General features: G+C 64.7%; 16 protein-coding genes. 9 read left to right on the forward strand and 7 right to left on the reverse strand.

From position 1 onward, the window contains the following. The gene (locus OSH12_RS06210; protein ID WP_266342657.1) at positions 1-1,296 is read left to right on the forward strand and encodes a DUF1576 domain-containing protein; all 1,296 of its coding nucleotides are present in this window, start codon (positions 1-3) and stop codon (positions 1,294-1,296) included. On the opposite strand, the gene nikR is transcribed toward OSH12_RS06210, so the two are convergent. Then, positions 1,293-1,811 carry a nickel-responsive transcriptional regulator NikR gene (nikR, locus tag OSH12_RS06215; protein WP_266342658.1) on the reverse strand — a complete coding sequence of 173 codons (519 nt, stop codon included), beginning with the start codon at positions 1,809-1,811 and terminating at the stop codon, positions 1,293-1,295. The genes OSH12_RS06210 and nikR overlap by 4 nt on opposite strands. 130 nt (positions 1,812-1,941) lie before the next feature. Here nikR and OSH12_RS06220 point away from each other — a divergent pair, with 130 nt between their 5' ends. The 8 genes from OSH12_RS06220 to OSH12_RS06255 are packed head-to-tail and all read left to right on the forward strand — an operon-like array spanning position 1,942 to position 8,380. After that, a complete protein-coding gene (locus OSH12_RS06220) occupies positions 1,942-2,460 on the forward strand; it encodes a Na+/H+ antiporter subunit E (protein ID WP_266342659.1) in 519 nt (172 codons plus the stop codon). Next, on the forward strand, positions 2,453-2,713 hold the full coding sequence (locus OSH12_RS06225; RefSeq protein WP_266342660.1) for a monovalent cation/H+ antiporter complex subunit F: 261 nt from the start codon (positions 2,453-2,455) through the stop codon (positions 2,711-2,713). The genes OSH12_RS06220 and OSH12_RS06225 overlap by 8 nt, the downstream gene beginning before the upstream one ends. 1 nt (position 2,714) lies before the next feature. After that, complete coding sequence (locus OSH12_RS06230) at positions 2,715-2,957, forward strand: hydrogenase subunit MbhD domain-containing protein (protein ID WP_266342661.1); 243 nt, start codon at positions 2,715-2,717, stop codon at positions 2,955-2,957. Between the two features lie 3 nt (positions 2,958-2,960). Next, positions 2,961-3,335, forward strand: a complete 375-nt coding sequence (gene mnhG / locus OSH12_RS06235; protein ID WP_266342662.1) for a monovalent cation/H(+) antiporter subunit G — start codon at positions 2,961-2,963, stop codon at positions 3,333-3,335. Next, positions 3,332-4,210 (forward strand): hydrogen gas-evolving membrane-bound hydrogenase subunit E, encoded by an 879-nt coding sequence (gene mbhE / locus OSH12_RS06240; protein WP_266342663.1) that lies wholly within the window; start codon positions 3,332-3,334, stop codon positions 4,208-4,210. The genes mnhG and mbhE overlap by 4 nt, the downstream gene beginning before the upstream one ends. Before the next feature lie 15 nt (positions 4,211-4,225). Beyond that, positions 4,226-4,600 (forward strand): sodium:proton antiporter, encoded by a 375-nt coding sequence (locus tag OSH12_RS06245; RefSeq protein ID WP_266342664.1) that lies wholly within the window; start codon positions 4,226-4,228, stop codon positions 4,598-4,600. Next, positions 4,594-7,692 (forward strand): complex I subunit 5 family protein, encoded by a 3,099-nt coding sequence (locus OSH12_RS06250; RefSeq protein ID WP_266342665.1) that lies wholly within the window; start codon positions 4,594-4,596, stop codon positions 7,690-7,692. The genes OSH12_RS06245 and OSH12_RS06250 overlap by 7 nt, the downstream gene beginning before the upstream one ends. A 7-nt stretch (positions 7,693-7,699) precedes the next feature. Next, positions 7,700-8,380 carry an urease accessory protein UreF gene (locus OSH12_RS06255; protein ID WP_266342666.1) on the forward strand — a complete coding sequence of 227 codons (681 nt, stop codon included), beginning with the start codon at positions 7,700-7,702 and terminating at the stop codon, positions 8,378-8,380. A gap of 237 nt (positions 8,381-8,617) precedes the next feature. On the opposite strand, the gene OSH12_RS06260 is transcribed toward OSH12_RS06255, so the two are convergent. The 6 genes from OSH12_RS06260 to ureA form a co-directional block, all read right to left on the reverse strand. Beyond that, a complete protein-coding gene (locus tag OSH12_RS06260; RefSeq protein WP_266342667.1) occupies positions 8,618-9,631 on the reverse strand; it encodes a L,D-transpeptidase in 1,014 nt (337 codons plus the stop codon). Positions 9,632-9,787: 156 nt separating this feature from the next. Beyond that, positions 9,788-10,096 carry a hypothetical protein gene (locus OSH12_RS06265; RefSeq protein WP_266342668.1) on the reverse strand — a complete coding sequence of 103 codons (309 nt, stop codon included), beginning with the start codon at positions 10,094-10,096 and terminating at the stop codon, positions 9,788-9,790. 103 nt (positions 10,097-10,199) lie between these two features. Next, entirely contained in the window at positions 10,200-11,258 is a 1,059-nt protein-coding gene (locus tag OSH12_RS06270) for an urea transporter (protein WP_266342669.1), read from the reverse strand. A gap of 402 nt (positions 11,259-11,660) precedes the next feature. Continuing rightward, entirely contained in the window at positions 11,661-13,364 is a 1,704-nt protein-coding gene (gene ureC, locus OSH12_RS06275) for an urease subunit alpha (protein WP_266342670.1), read from the reverse strand. Between the two features lies 1 nt (position 13,365). Continuing rightward, complete coding sequence (locus tag OSH12_RS06280; protein ID WP_266342671.1) at positions 13,366-13,677, reverse strand: urease subunit beta; 312 nt, start codon at positions 13,675-13,677, stop codon at positions 13,366-13,368. A 9-nt stretch (positions 13,678-13,686) separates the two neighbouring features. Next, positions 13,687-13,989, reverse strand: coding sequence for an urease subunit gamma (gene ureA / locus OSH12_RS06285; protein ID WP_266342672.1), 303 nt, complete (start codon positions 13,987-13,989; stop codon positions 13,687-13,689). Positions 13,990-14,003: the final 14 nt, after the last annotated feature.

Raw genomic sequence — 14,003 nt, forward strand, 5'->3', positions numbered from 1 at the left:
ATGAACGTATCGAACGCCGTCGACCCGGATGCGCCGGTGCTCTCCAATGACGGCCTGCTCGGCATCGTCGCCCTCGCAGCTGGCGCGTTCATCGTTTTCGGCTTCATCGTGTCGCCGCCCGGCGAGATCATGTCGGGGCTGGTCAAGATCCTGCTCGCCCGCGACACGCTGATCACCGACTATATCGGCGTCGGCGGCATGGGCGCCGCCTTCGTCAATGCGGGCCTGCTGGCGCTCGTCTCGGCAGGCATCTACCGTCTTGCCGGTGCGAAGATTGGCGGAGCCTCGATCGCCTGCCTGATGCTGGTGCTCGGCTTTGGCCTGTTCGGCAAGAACCTGCTCAACATCTGGCCGATCATCGGCGGCGTCTATCTCTATTCGCTCTACAAGCAGGAAGACTTTTCGGCCCATATCAACACCGCCTTCTTCGGCTGTGCGCTGGCGCCGGTCTTTTCCGAGATCCTGTTCTCGACCGCCATTCCGATCTCGGTCGGCCTGCCGCTTGGCCTCGCTACCGGCCTGCTGATGGGCTTCGTGCTGCCGGCCGCCGCCGCCCAGCTCTTCAAGGCCCATATGGGTTTCACCCTCTACAATATGGGCTTTACCGCCGGCATCGTCGGCACGCTGGTCGTCGCCATCTACAAATCCTACGGCTTCGTGCCCGATCCCGTCTTCATCTGGACCACCGGCAACAATCTCCTGCTCGGCTCGTTCCTGATCGTCCTGTTCCTCGGCCTGATCGGCGGCGGGATCTATCTCGATCGGTCGGCCGTGATCCGGATGAAGGACATCATGGCGCTGTCCGGCCAGTCGCCGAGCGACTTCGTGGCGCTGGTCGGGATTGGGCCGACACTGGTCAATATGGGCCTCTCCGGCACGATCGGCATGATCTACGTATGGCTCGTCGGCGGCGACCTCAACGGCCCGGTGATCGGCGCCATCTTCACGATCGTCGGCTTCGCGGCCTACGGCAAGCATCCGAAGAACGTCGTGCCGATCATGGCCGGCGTCTTCCTCGGTTCGCTGGCGAAACCCTGGGGCGCGTCCGATCCGACCATCGTGCTGGCGGCCCTGTTCGGCACGACGCTGGCGCCGATCGCCGGCCGTTTCGGCTGGTATTGGGGCATCGTCGCCGGCTTCGTGCATTCCTCCGCCGCACAGAGCGTCGGCGTGCTGCATGGCGGGCTCAATCTCTACAATAACGGTTTTGCCGCCGGCATCGTCGCCTCGGTGCTGGCTCCGGTGATCACCGCCATCCAGTGGCGCAAGGCCGATCACCCGGAAGAGAAGCTCTAGTCGTGGTCGTGCCCGTGATCATGCCCATGTCCATGAGTGTGGCCGTGGCCGTCGTCGTGGTGGTGATGGCGATGCGTGTGGCCGGCCTGCGGTTCGGAGCGCTCGGCCGGCATGATGTGCAGGGCGCCGTGGCGCACGCCGCGCTGGCTGATCACGCTGTCGGCAAAGGCGCGCAGCTTCGGCACCGTGCCGCGCAGGATCGAGACCTCGAGGCAGTTGTCATGGTCCATATGGACATGGGTCGTCGAGACCGACATGTCCGAATGGTGGTGGTGGTTGGTGGTCAACCGGCTCGCCAGCGCCCGCGTCTCGTGGTTGTAAACATAGGTGAGCGTGGCATGGCAGATCTCGTCCGTGTCGTTCGCCGCTTCGGCCTCCGCCGCATGAGCGCGGGAAAACTCCGAGCGGATAATGTCGCGCAGCGCTTCCGACCGGCTCTGGTAGCCCTTGCTCTGGCAGAGCGCATCGATGCCTTCCAGCAGGTCGTCGTCGATCGTTACCGTCACGCGCTGCATGGCCGTCTCTCCCTAAATAATTGTCGAAGCTAGCATAAAATGAACGGGACGCCGTCTCCAGCACCGCGCTCGAATTGATTTGGACGTCGCTGCAATCTAGAGTTCGCCATGGGTGTCGGGGGTTGAAAACGTGGAAGTGAAGAGCCGGAAATCATTCGCGCCGCAGGGGATGCTGAGCCTTTGGCTCGTGCTGTTCGTCGTCTGGATGGTCGCCAATTCCACGCTCGCCGTCGAGGTCGCCATCCTCGGCGCGGTCATCACTTTCGGCCTCGGCTATGTCTTCGCCTCCGCCAGCGATGCCTGGCGCCAGATCCGCTGGACGCCTTCCGGCCTCTACCATTTCCTCGCCTATAGCGGCACCTTCCTGGTCGAGCTGGTCAAGGCGAACATCGCGATGATGCGGGTCGTCTACGCGCCGCGCATCGACATCAAGCCCGGCGTCGTCAAGATCCGCACCAAGCTGAAATCGCCGATCGGCAGGCTGGCGCTCGCCAATACGATCGCGCTGACGCCGGGTTCGCTCGTCCTCGATATCAAGGGCGAGACTTTGTACATCCACTGGCTCGACGTCCAGACGACCGATCTCGACAAGGCGACCGAGGCATTGGCCGGCCCGTTCGAGACGCATCTGGAGAAAGTCTTTGGCTGAGATCATTATCCAGATCGCCGCGGTCCTGATCTTCCTTGCCATCGTCTGCGGCGTGATCCGGCTCGTCATCGGCAGGACGCTGGTCGACCGCATCGTCGCCATCGACATGCTGACCGTCATCTCGATCTCGCTGATCGCCCTCTACGCGCATGTCTCCGGCCGCTTCGTCTATATCGACGTGGCGCTGGTCTATGGCCTGCTCAGCTTCCTGGCGGTACTGGCGATCGCGCGTTTCCTGGAAAAGGGGCTCTAGCGTGCTCGAGTTCCTGCTTCTCCTGGTCTGCGCCAGCATTCTCGTCAGCGGCGTGCTTGCCGTCTGCCTGAAGAACGTATTGCCCGCGATGGTCGCTTCCGGATTGGCGAGTTTGTTTGCGGCGGTGTCGTTCCTGCTGCTCGCAGCCCCCGACGTGGCGATGGCGGAAGCGGCGATCGGCTCCGGCCTCGCCACCTTCATCTTCCTCTACGCCATCCGCAAAACCGGCAACGGGAAGGGCTGATCCATGATCGAGATCATCGGCAGCCTGTTCATCCTGGCCGGCGCCATCTTCCTGTTTTCCGCCGGCGTCGGCATCCTGCGCATGCCCGATACCTTCACCCGCATCCAGTCCGGCACCAAGGCGACGACGCTCGGCAACATGCTCGTTCTGACCGGTCTCGCCTTCTACCACCCCGGCTGGACCTTCAAGCTGGTTCTGGCGATCTACTTCGTGCTGATGACCAACCCGATCTCGTCGCACGCCCTTTCGCGGGCGGCGTACCGTATCCGGACGCCGATGACGCCTTCCACCAGCGTCGACATGCTGGCCGAGGATGAGGCGGGTGAGGCTGGGGCCAAGCCTCCTGCCGGGAACGCCGGCCGGAGGAAGCGGTCATGATGCGCCACATCCTCGTTGCGGTGATCGTCGTGCTGTTCGGGCTGATCTTCGCGCGCATGGTCGGCGGCTACGTCGAGCTGGACGCGCTGCGGCCGCTGGCGCTCGATTATGTCACCCGCGCTCCGGTCGAGCTCGGCACGCCCAACATCATCACCGGCATCCTCATTACCTATCGCGGCTTCGACACGCTGGGCGAGGTCGCCGTGCTGTTCATGGTGGCGGCCAGCGTCGGCCTGCTGCTGAAGAAGGACGACGCCAAGCCTGCCAGCGCCAAGGTCTCCAGCCCCAAGGTTTCGGGCGAGAAGACGGCGGCCGCGAAGCCTGTGCTGGCCAAGACCGAAGCGGCGCGGGCTGCGGCGGCGCGATCCGCGGCGGCGAAGGCGAATGCCAGCGCGCGCGCCGCGACGGCGGGCTCCGTGGCCGTGAAATCGACCAAGGAAGCGGCGCCGGCCGAAGACGACGAGGCGGCGCCGCGCGAGGCGAGCGAGATCGTCCGCACCGGTACCGAAATCCTGCTGCCGCTGATCTTCACTTTCGGCGCCTATGTCATCGTCAACGGCCATCTCTCGGCCGGCGGCGGTTTCCAGGGCGGCGCCGTCGTCGCCTCCGGCGTCATGCTGATGCTTTTGGCGCGGCCGGGCTCGACGCTGAACGTCGCGCTGCTCTCGATCATCGAATCCTTCGCCGGCGTCTTCTATGTCGGTCTCGGCATACTGGGACTGGTGCTGGCCGGCGGTTTCCTCGATCCGCGCTTCCTGCCCAAGGGTGAGTTCGGCGCCTTCATCAGCGCCGGCGCCATCCCGCTCATCTCGGCGCTGCTCGGCATCAAGGTCGGCGCCGAGCTCAGCGTCATCATCGACCGCTTCAGAAGCTGAGCGGGGGAACGGGACATGACCACAGGCCTACCGGTTTCCACCATCCTGCTGACCACGGGCTTCTTGCTGGCGCTGATCGGCATCTGGGGCATGCTGACCCACCGCAACATCCTGCGCATCATCATCGGCTTCGCCGTGATGGATACCGGGCTGCACCTCGTCATGGTCGCCACCGGCTACATCACCTTGGGCACCGCGCCGATTATTGACGGCGCTTTGAGCAAGGCCGATGCGGCCAGCCGCGCCATTGATCCGATCCCCTCGGCACTGGTGGTCACGGCCATCGTCATCGGCCTTTCGGTGACGGCCGTCATGCTCGCCTACGCCATCCGCCTCTACGCCGCCAAGAAGACGCTCTCCATCGACGCGTTCACGGAGTCGAAATGGTAGACGCGCTTTTCCATCCGCTGAACATCTTCCTGTTCGGCCTCGGCGGCGGCTTTGTCATTCCGCTGCTCTACCGTCTGGGCAAACCCTGGCTGCATGCCGGCTTCTTCATCGCGCTGATCGGTATCGTCGCCGTCAGCGGCGTCTCGTTTGCCGGCCTGCTGCAGGGCGGACCGACGATCGAAGTGCTGACCGGCGTCGGCTTGCCGCCGCTCTCGATCAATTTGCGCTTTGGCCTCTGGGAAGGCTTCTTCACCTTCGGAGTGAATCTGGTGGCGCTGCTCGGCGCGCTGCATCTCTGGGATCGCCTCAAGGGCAATTACGGCGCGCTGCTGCTCTATCTCATCCTGGTGATGGGCATAGACGGCATGGTGATGACCCGCGACCTGTTCAATCTCTTCGTCTTCCTGGAGATTGTCTCGATCGCGACTTACGGCCTGCTCGGGCTGGATCGCAACGCTGCCGCGATGTCGGCGGCGTTCAAATACATCATGGCGACGGTGATCGCCTCGACGCTGTTCCTGCTCGGCACGGTGCTGCTCTATTACGTCACCGGCACGCTCAACATCGACGCGCTGATCGAACACCGCGCCCAGATCGCCGGGCCGATCGGCACCACGGCGCTGCTGATGGTGCTCGCCTGCCTCGTCATCGAGCTGAAGCCCTTTCCGGCCAATGGCTGGGGCCTCGATGTCTACGAGGCGGCGCCGAGCGGCATCGCCTCGATGGTCTCGGTCGGCGTTTCGGCCGGCGTGTTTTTCGCGCTGATGAAGCTGCTGCCGCTGTTCCAGGACCAGCTCGGCATCATCGCCGTCTCCGGCGGCATCAGCTTCCTGTTCTCCAACCTGATCGGCTGCAAGCAGACCAAGGTCCAGCGTCTGCTCGGCTATTCCTCGATCAGCCAGATGGGGCTGATGATGCTGGCCCTGGCGCTGCTGACGCAGATCGGCGCCACGGCCTCGATCCCGCTCGTCGTCGGCGGCCTGTTCGTCAACCACCTGCTCGCCAAGGCCGGCCTGTTCTGGCTCGCCGGCGTCCTGAAGCAAGACGATGTCGACGCGCGCACCAGCCTTTCCGGCCGGCCGCTGCTGCTCGGCCTGCTGGCGCTTTTCATGGTCGCGATCGCCGGCCTGCCGCCATTTCCCGGCTTCTGGGCCAAGTGGGAACTGGTCATGCAGCTGACCAGCGCCGGCAAGCTGCCCTGGATCGCCGTGATCCTGACCGGCTCGCTGCTCGAAGCCGCCTATATGTTCAACTGGTTCGTCCGCGCCATGCGCCCGTCCGACGCGCGGGCCGAGGCGAGGCCCGACCTCGTCGCGCTGCTGCCGATCTATGGGATCGCGCTGCTGCTGGTCATCGCCGGCTATATCGCGGCACGGCTGTCGGGCGCGGCGTCGCTCTGGATCTTCGCGCCGCTCGCTGTCGGCGTCGTGCTTTATGCGCTCGATTGGCTGCCCGGCCGCCTGAAGGCGGTTCTGATGCTGCTCGCCGTGGCGCTGGTCGGCTTCTGGCTGGTCGAAAACGCCACCGGCATCGCCTGGCTGTTCGCCGTTCTGCTGCTCGGCGGCAGCCTCGTGATCGCGGCGGCCAGCCTCTATCGCGAGGATTCTCGCCCCGGCTATTTCCCGATGCTGGCGGTGCTGCTGCTGTCGATCCCGGCGCTGCTGCGCTCCTCGACCAGCCTCGAATTCTTCTTCAGCTGGGAGATCGTCACGCTCGCCTCCTGCTTCCTGATCGCCAAGGGCAGGGGGGCCGGGCCGCATGTGCTGACCTTCCTGCTGTTCTCGCTGCTCTCGGCCTTCTTCCTGCTCGCGGGCTTCGCCGGCATCGCCTCGGTGAGCGGCACGACCAGCCTGACGGCCCTGCTGACCGCCGGCCCCGACGCCACGACGGCGCTGGTGCTGCTCGGCATCGGCTTCCTGATCAAGGCCGGCACGATCGGCGTGCATGTCTGGCTGCCCGGCGCCTATACGGAAGCGGATGATGATTTCACCGCCATGCTCTCGGCCGTGGTCAGCAAGGTGGCGATCTTCGGCCTCCTGACGGGCACCTATCTGGCGATCCGTTCCGAGGCAGCGCTGGAACTGGCGCATGGAATGGCCTGGGTCGGCATGCTGACGACGATCGCCGGCGCCGTGCTGGCGTTGCGCCAGACCGACTTCAAGCGCCTGCTCGCCTTCTCGAGCATGAGCCAGCTCGGCTACATCGTCACGGCGATCGCGCTGATGAGCCATCTCGGCTGGGTCACCGCGCTCTATCTCGTCGCCAACCACATGATGGTGAAGGGCATCCTGTTCCTCGCCATCGCCGGCATCATCCTCAGAACCGGAACGCGGTCGTTCGGCGAGACCGGTGGTCTGGCGCGCGCCATGCCGGTCACATTCATCCTGTTCGTCGTTGCCATCATCTCGATGTCCGGTCTGCCGCCGCTGATGGGCTTTGGCGGCAAATGGCTGCTGCTCTCGGCCATGACCGACAAGGGCTGGAACTTCCTCGCCGCCGCCGGTCTCTTCGCCACCTTCCTCGGCTTCCTCTACATGATCCGCCTCGTCGCCGGCCTCTTCTTCGGCAAGCGCATGGCGGGCCAGGCGAATGTGCGCGAACTGCCGATCGCGCTGCTGGTGCCGCAGGCACTGCTGGTAGTCGGCATCCTGGTGCTGTCGCTCTATCCGAAGCTGCTGATGGATCCCGTCTCGGCGGCGATCGATCCGCAATTCGCCTCGACGCTGGTCTGGCAGGGCATGTCGCTCTACACGATCTACGGCTATTGGAACCCGACCCCGGTGATGTTCATCGCGGTTGCCGTCGCGGCCGCGCTCGGCGTCATCGCCTGGGCGGTCTATCGCAGCGGTCTTCGCGGCGGCGGCAATCTCGCCCGCTTCTATGCCTATTATCGCCGCGGCATCGAGCAGGCGATGCCGCCGGTCGCCACCCTGTTCTGGCAGGGCGTGACCGATTTCACGCTCGCCACCGCCGCAACCTTCCGCCAAGTCTATACCGGCAACGGCCAGACCTATGCGATGTACGTGCTGTTCTATTTCCTCGCGCTCTATCTCGCGAGCACCGGCCCCGCCGGATTCTGGATCGCAGGCTGATATGAGCATGACCATGCCCCTCGACGAGACGATCCCGCTGCACCTGCTGCGGCTGGTCAGCCCCAGCCTGCCGGTTGGCGCGTTCTCCTATTCGCGCGGCCTCGAATATGCCGCCGAGGCCGGCTGGGTGCATGACGAGGCCTCGGCGAAGACCTGGATCCACGGCACGCTGGAGAATTCCTTCGCTGTGCTCGACGGCGCTCTGTTCTGGCGGATGAGCGAGGCGCTGGCCCGCGATGACGCGGACGCTTTCGTCCAAGCCGACGCCTGGCTCGCGGCCGGTCGCGAGAGCCGGGAATTGCAGCTTGAAGACCGCCGCATGTGCGAGGCGCTGCTTCGCCTGCTTGCCGATCTCGAGGTACCGCAGGCGCAGCTTTACCTCGGTCAGAACCTGACCTATCCGGCCGCCTTCGCCATCGCCGCACATCACTGGAACGTCTCGCCGGCGGCGGCGCTGAAGGGGCTGATGTGGACGATCGCCGAGGGACAGGTCGCAGCGCTCCTGCGTCTGGTCAAGCTCGGCCAAACCGCCGGCCAGCGCATCCTGATCGACGCCGTGCCGGTGATCGAGCGCGCCGTGGCGACCGCCCGCTCGCTCGAAGACGACGAGATCGGCAACGTCTCGGTCGCGATGGCCATGGCCAGCGCCTGGCACGAAACCCAGTATTCGCGGCTGTTTAGGTCGTGATCTTCACCTCTCCCTCAGGGAGAGGTGAAGAGGCGGCCTGCGAGTTCGCGCTGCACGTTACATTCCTCCGCCGTCATCCCGGGCTTGACCCGGGCCGAAACGGCAGTCGTGCGAGCCTCTTGAAAACCCGGTTGAATGGATCCCGTATCGCCGCTTCGCGCCGTCCGGGATGACGGCGAGCGCGTAGCGGGATCCGGGGTCTATTCCTTCACCGGCATTAGGGAGAGCGGGGGGGGCTCAGACCGTGTGCTGATCATTCAAAATGACAAAATCCTTGCCCGTCCGGCTGTCGGCGGAGAGCGGCAAGTCGACCGTCACCAGCACCACGCCCGGCTTCATGCGGGCGCGGATCGCGTCGTTGATGCTGCGATCGGCGCGGATGCGGGTCAGCGTGCTCTGGTCGGCGCTCTGCGCCGCCACCTTCGGGTCGGTGCTGTAGCCGATCGGCTTCCAGTGCAGCTCCTTGTCGTCGGCGTCGAGATGCGACAGCACGAAGACGTGGTTGCCGAGCGGCTGAGACGGCTGCAGGATCGTGGCGCCGCCATCGGCGACGATCTCGCCGTCGTCGAGCACGATCACCCGGCTGTCGGCGCCGGAGATCATGATCGAGGTCGCCGGCGGCGTATAGGGCGCTTGCGGCGAAGCCGGGATCTGCTTTTCCTTCAGCGTCGAGACCGTGTGGTCAAAATCCTTCTCCGCCTCGGCCGAGAGCACCATGCCGGGATGGATCACCGTCTCGGGGAAGGTGGCGCTGTCGGCGATGATCACCGGCGTGCCGACATGGGTGACGGTGAACAGATTGGCCGAGAACGCCATCGGCAGGCGGACGCAGCCATGCGAGGCGGGATAGCCCGGCAATTGCCCGGCATGCAGCGCGATGCCCGACCAGGTCAGCCGGTTCATGTTCGGCATCGGCGCTTCGTTATAGGTCGAGGAGTGGTGGTTCTTGTCCTTCTGCAGGATCGTGAACACACCGGTCGGCGTGTCGTGGCCGGGCTTGCCGGTCGAACAGGTCGAGACGCCGATGCGAATGCCGTTGCGATAGACATAGACCCGCTGGTCGGGCAGCGAGACGACGATCGCCACCGGCCCGTAGGGCGAACGCTCGGGGTGCCAGGTGAATTCGCCCGGCTTCAGAGCCGAGACCGGCTCGACCGTGTCGGCAATGGCGAGGCCATGGCTTGGCGCCACGGCCAGCACGGTGGCCCCCAGCAGCAATCCGCGCCGCGAAAGAACGAATGGTCCGGTCATGAGGCTCCCCTTGTCGCAGCGTCGAATCCATCCTTTCGATGCTTACGGTTGTGGGGCGCAGCGTGCAACAATCATTCGAGCGAATACGCGGCGATCTCTCGCAGAGAGGCCGTCTTGGTCGGGCGCTCTCGCCCGGTCGCTGGCCCTGCGTGGGGGCTATTCGCCGTCGCTGGTCAGGGCCATCACGTCGATGAAATTGCCCTTTTTGTCGAAGCGGCACTGGAAGGCCTTGATGCCTTCGCTGCCCTGGTCGACGGTCCCCTTGATCGACAGGCTGCCATCCTTGGCTTTGGCGATCTTGCCTGTTTTCACATACATCGGCTTGGTGCCGTATTGGCTCGAGGCCTCGCCGCGGCAATAGGCCGGCATGTTGCCCCGGCTGACGGCGAAGGCGGGGCTTGCTGACGCGGCGACCAGAGCCAGGGTCACGGCGGCTCCGGCCAGTGTGGCGATCGTCTGCTGCATGGCGATTCCTCATCCGCTTGTTGGGAGAACGCCGCGCTTTTCGCGACGTTCCGATGCTAGCTAGATCAACGCTCTGCGAAGGCAAGAGGAGTTCGGCAGGAGCCTACTTCGCGGGGCCGGCCAGGTAGCGCGCGCGGTTGTCTTCCGGGTTTGTCGCCTCGGCCGGCGGCACCGGTACCAGCGCCTTGAAGCCGTACTGGCCGAGCAGCATCAGCCAGGTGACGAGCACGAAGGTCGAGGTCAGCACCGGCATGCCGATCGGCTTCAGGAAGATGGCGATCGAGGCCCAGAGCCAGGTCGTCACGACGATGCCGAACAGCGTGTAGACGAAGCTGCGCCAGGTCAGCACCAGGAAGAAACCGCCAAGCGCGATCGCGGTGAGCGCCGCGTTGTAGCCGAACAGGCCGTCGCGGATCGCGCCTTCCGGGCCGCCGAACACGACGGCGACGAGGGCGGCGCCAGCCGCGCCGATCAGCGCCATGCCGGCCGAAATGCGCGAGTTCACCGCGATGCCGATGACAATCAAATAGCCGGCGATCCAGTTGTCCTGGAAGAAGATTTGCCCGATCGCGTTGCCGATGCCCATGTACCAGGTGGGCAGCGCATAGGCGATCGCCGCGTCATACTGGTCGGGTGAGACGGGCTTCGCCAGCGGGCCGGCCTCGATCGCCGCGAACTTCAGCACAGCGAACAGGAACAGCCAGCCGATCAGCACGAAGGGCGAGGTCAGCGCCGCCACCTTGTGGGGCCCCAGCAGTGTCGCGATCGTCGAGAAGGCGATGGTGGTCATTGCCGCCGCGAAGACGATGTAGATCGTCATGTGGAAGGACGGCACCGCGCCGGTGCGAAAATCGGCGCTGGTAAAGGCGACCAGCGCCAGCCCGACCAGCGCGCCATTGAAGCCGAACAGGCCGTCGCGGATGAGGCCCTTGTCGGCCTTGAGCAGGATGGCCGTGGCCGTGGCGACGACGACGCCGAGCACGCAGATCGTGCCATAGATCCACGAGTTGAAGAACAGCGCCAGGAGGATGATCAGGCCCGAGAGCGGGTTGTTCTGGAACACCACCTGGCCGATGCCGCGCAGGCTCCAGTCGACGAAGCCGAGGGTGGCATGGTCGCGAAACCGGTCCTGGAACGGAAATTCTGTCTGAGTCTGGGTCACAACTTTCTCCCCCTGGAGCCGAATAAATCTGTTTTGAAACGCCTAGGCCGTTGTTCACCTCTCCCTGAGGGAGATCCTTGCGCAATGCTTGTCCAGATCCCCGGCCATCATCCTGAGGTGCCCGGCAAAGCCGGGCCTCGAAGGAGGGTCCAGAGAGCACCGCCCGCGTTTGGCTGCGAATGGCAGCGTTTCGCTGGATCGCCCTTCGAGGCTTCGCTGACGCGAAGCACCTCAGGATCATGGCGGAGCTGGCAGCGGAGTGACGAAAATCAAGTTCCGCAAACGTCTCCCAAGAGAGGCGAGGGGCAATTTTCCACCAACTCGGAGACTGCCCCCTGAAAAGAAAAACCCCACCGGACGTATCCGGTCCGATGGGGCTTGTGTCTGTCGCTTGCCGTTCTGTCAGAACAGGAAGTAGCGCTGCGTCATCGGCAGGGTTTCCGCCGGTTCGCAGGTGATCAGTTCGCCGTCGATGCGCACCTGGTAGTTCTGCGGGTCGACTTCGATCTTCGGCGTCAGCGAATTGTGGATCATGTCCTTCTTGCGGACACCGCGCGTGCCCTTGACGGCCACCAGCTGCTTCTGCAGCTGCAGCTTCTCGCCGATATTGTCGTCGAGGGCCGCCTGCGACACGAAGGTGACGCCGGTCTTGCCGCGGGCGCGGCCGAGAACGGCGTACATCGGGCGGTAATGCACCGGCTGCGGCGTCGAGATCGAAGCGTTCGGATCACCCATCGGCGCGGTGGCGATCATGCCGCCGAGCAGAACGAGCGACGGCTTGACGCCGAAGAAGGCCGACTTCCACAGCACCAGATCGGCGCGCTTGCCGACCTCGATCGAGCCGATCTCATGGGCAAAGCCATGGGTGATGGCCGGGTTGATCGTGTATTTGGCGACATAACGCTTGCAGCGGAAATTGTCGTTGCGCTCGCTGTCTTCCGGCAGCGGGCCACGCTGCACCTTCATCTTGTGCGCCGTCTGCCAGCAGCGAAGCGTCGTCTCGCCGATGCGGCCCATCGCCTGCGAATCCGACGACATCATCGAGAACGCGCCGAGATCGTGCAGGATGTCCTCGGCCGCGATCGTTTCCTTGCGGATACGGGATTCGGCGAAGGCGACGTCCTCGGGAATCTGCGGGCTGAGATGGTGGCAGACCATGAGCATGTCGAGATGCTCGTCGATCGTGTTGACCGTGTAGGGCCGCGTCGGATTGGTGGAGGAGGGCAGGATGTTTTCCTGGCCTGCCGCCGTGATGATGTCGGGCGCGTGGCCGCCACCGGCGCCTTCCGTGTGGAAGGAGTGGATGGCGCGACCCTTCATCGCCGCGAACGTGTCGGCGACGAAGCCGCTCTCGTTCAGCGTGTCCGAATGCAGCGCGACCTGGATGTCCATCTCGTCGGCAACCGTCAGGCAGTTGTCGATCGCGGCAGGCGTGGTGCCCCAGTCTTCATGCAGCTTCAGGCCGATGACACCGGCGCGGATCTGTTCGCGCAGCGGTTCGGGGAGCGAGGCGTTGCCCTTGCCGAGCAGGCCGACATTGATCGGCAGCTCCTCGATCGCCTCAAGCATCCGGTGGATGTACCACGGACCCGGCGTGACGGTGGTGGCGAGCGTGCCGACCGAAGGGCCGGTGCCGCCGCCGACAAGCGTCGTCGTTCCGCTGGTCAGCGCTTCCTCGGCCTGCTGCGGCGCGATGAAGTGAATGTGCGTGTCGATGCCGCCGGCGGTCAGGATCTTGCCTTCGCCGGCGATGACGTCGGTACCGGGGCCGATGATGATATCGACGCCGGGCTGGATGTCGGGATTGCCCGATTTTCCGATGCCGGAGATGCGGCCGTCCTTGACGCCGACATCGGCTTTGATGATGCCCCAGTGATCGAGAATGATCACATTGGTGATCACCAGGTCGGCGACCTCGGCCGCCAGGCGCTGGCTCTGGCCCATGCCGTCGCGGATGACCTTGCCGCCGCCGAAGGTGACTTCGTCACCATAGACGGTGCGGTCTTCCTCGATCTCGATCACCAGTTCGGTGTCGGCCAGCCGGACCCTGTCGCCCTTGGTGGGGCCGTAGAGCGAGGCGTAGTTTTCGCGTGTGATGCTCGCCATATCAGACCTCCAGCTTTCCCATGACCTTGGCGTTGAAGCCGTAGACTTCGCGGTCGCCGGCGAGCGCTACCAGCTCGACGGTGCGCTCCTGCCCCGGCTCAAAGCGGACGGCGGTGCCGGCCGGAATGTTGAGGCGGAAGCCCTTGGCCTTGGCGCGGTCGAAGAGGAGCGCCGTGTTGGTTTCGTAGAAGTGATAGTGCGAACCGATTTGGATCGGCCGGTCGCCCGAATTGGCAACGTCGATCGAGATCTTTTCGCGGCCGACATTGAGCTCAACGTTGCCGTCTTCGAGGAAATATTCGCCTGGGATCATGACGCGCCCCTACGGTATGGGATTGTGGACGGTGACCAGCTTGGTCCCATCGGGGAAGGTCGCTTCGACCTGGATGTCGTGGATCATTTCGGGCACGCCCTCCATGACCTGGTCGCGGGTCAGAAGCGTCGCGCCATAGGACATCAGATCGGCGACCGTGCGACCGTCGCGCGCGCCTTCCAGGATCGCCGCGGAAATGTAGGCGATCACCTCGGGATAGTTCAGCTTGACACCACGGGCCAGGCGGCGCTCGGCCACCAATCCAGCGGTGAAGAGCAGAAGCTTGTCTTTCTCGCGTGGTAGAAGTTCCATGGGCGATCCCCGCT

Origin of the sequence: Kaistia terrae (assembly GCF_026344005.1) — a bacterium.
Taxonomy (GTDB): domain Bacteria; phylum Pseudomonadota; class Alphaproteobacteria; order Rhizobiales; family Kaistiaceae; genus Kaistia; species Kaistia terrae.

What these genes read in the sequence shown, in the direction of transcription:
- OSH12_RS06210 (WP_266342657.1), top strand. Translation starts at nt 1, where the DNA reads ATGAACGTATCGAACGCCGTCGACCCGGATGCGCCGGTGCTCTCCAAT.
- nikR (WP_266342658.1), bottom strand. Translation starts at nt 1,811, where the DNA reads ATGCAGCGCGTGACGGTAACGATCGACGACGACCTGCTGGAAGGCATC.
- mnhG (WP_266342662.1), top strand. Translation starts at nt 2,961, where the DNA reads ATGATCGAGATCATCGGCAGCCTGTTCATCCTGGCCGGCGCCATCTTC.
- mbhE (WP_266342663.1), top strand. Translation starts at nt 3,332, where the DNA reads ATGATGCGCCACATCCTCGTTGCGGTGATCGTCGTGCTGTTCGGGCTG.
- OSH12_RS06245 (WP_266342664.1), top strand. Translation starts at nt 4,226, where the DNA reads ATGACCACAGGCCTACCGGTTTCCACCATCCTGCTGACCACGGGCTTC.
- OSH12_RS06250 (WP_266342665.1), top strand. Translation starts at nt 4,594, where the DNA reads ATGGTAGACGCGCTTTTCCATCCGCTGAACATCTTCCTGTTCGGCCTC.
- OSH12_RS06255 (WP_266342666.1), top strand. Translation starts at nt 7,700, where the DNA reads ATGACCATGCCCCTCGACGAGACGATCCCGCTGCACCTGCTGCGGCTG.
- OSH12_RS06260 (WP_266342667.1), bottom strand. Translation starts at nt 9,631, where the DNA reads ATGACCGGACCATTCGTTCTTTCGCGGCGCGGATTGCTGCTGGGGGCC.
- OSH12_RS06265 (WP_266342668.1), bottom strand. Translation starts at nt 10,096, where the DNA reads ATGCAGCAGACGATCGCCACACTGGCCGGAGCCGCCGTGACCCTGGCT.
- ureC (WP_266342670.1), bottom strand. Translation starts at nt 13,364, where the DNA reads ATGGCGAGCATCACACGCGAAAACTACGCCTCGCTCTACGGCCCCACC.
- OSH12_RS06280 (WP_266342671.1), bottom strand. Translation starts at nt 13,677, where the DNA reads ATGATCCCAGGCGAATATTTCCTCGAAGACGGCAACGTTGAGCTCAAT.
- ureA (WP_266342672.1), bottom strand. Translation starts at nt 13,989, where the DNA reads ATGGAACTTCTACCACGCGAGAAAGACAAGCTTCTGCTCTTCACCGCT.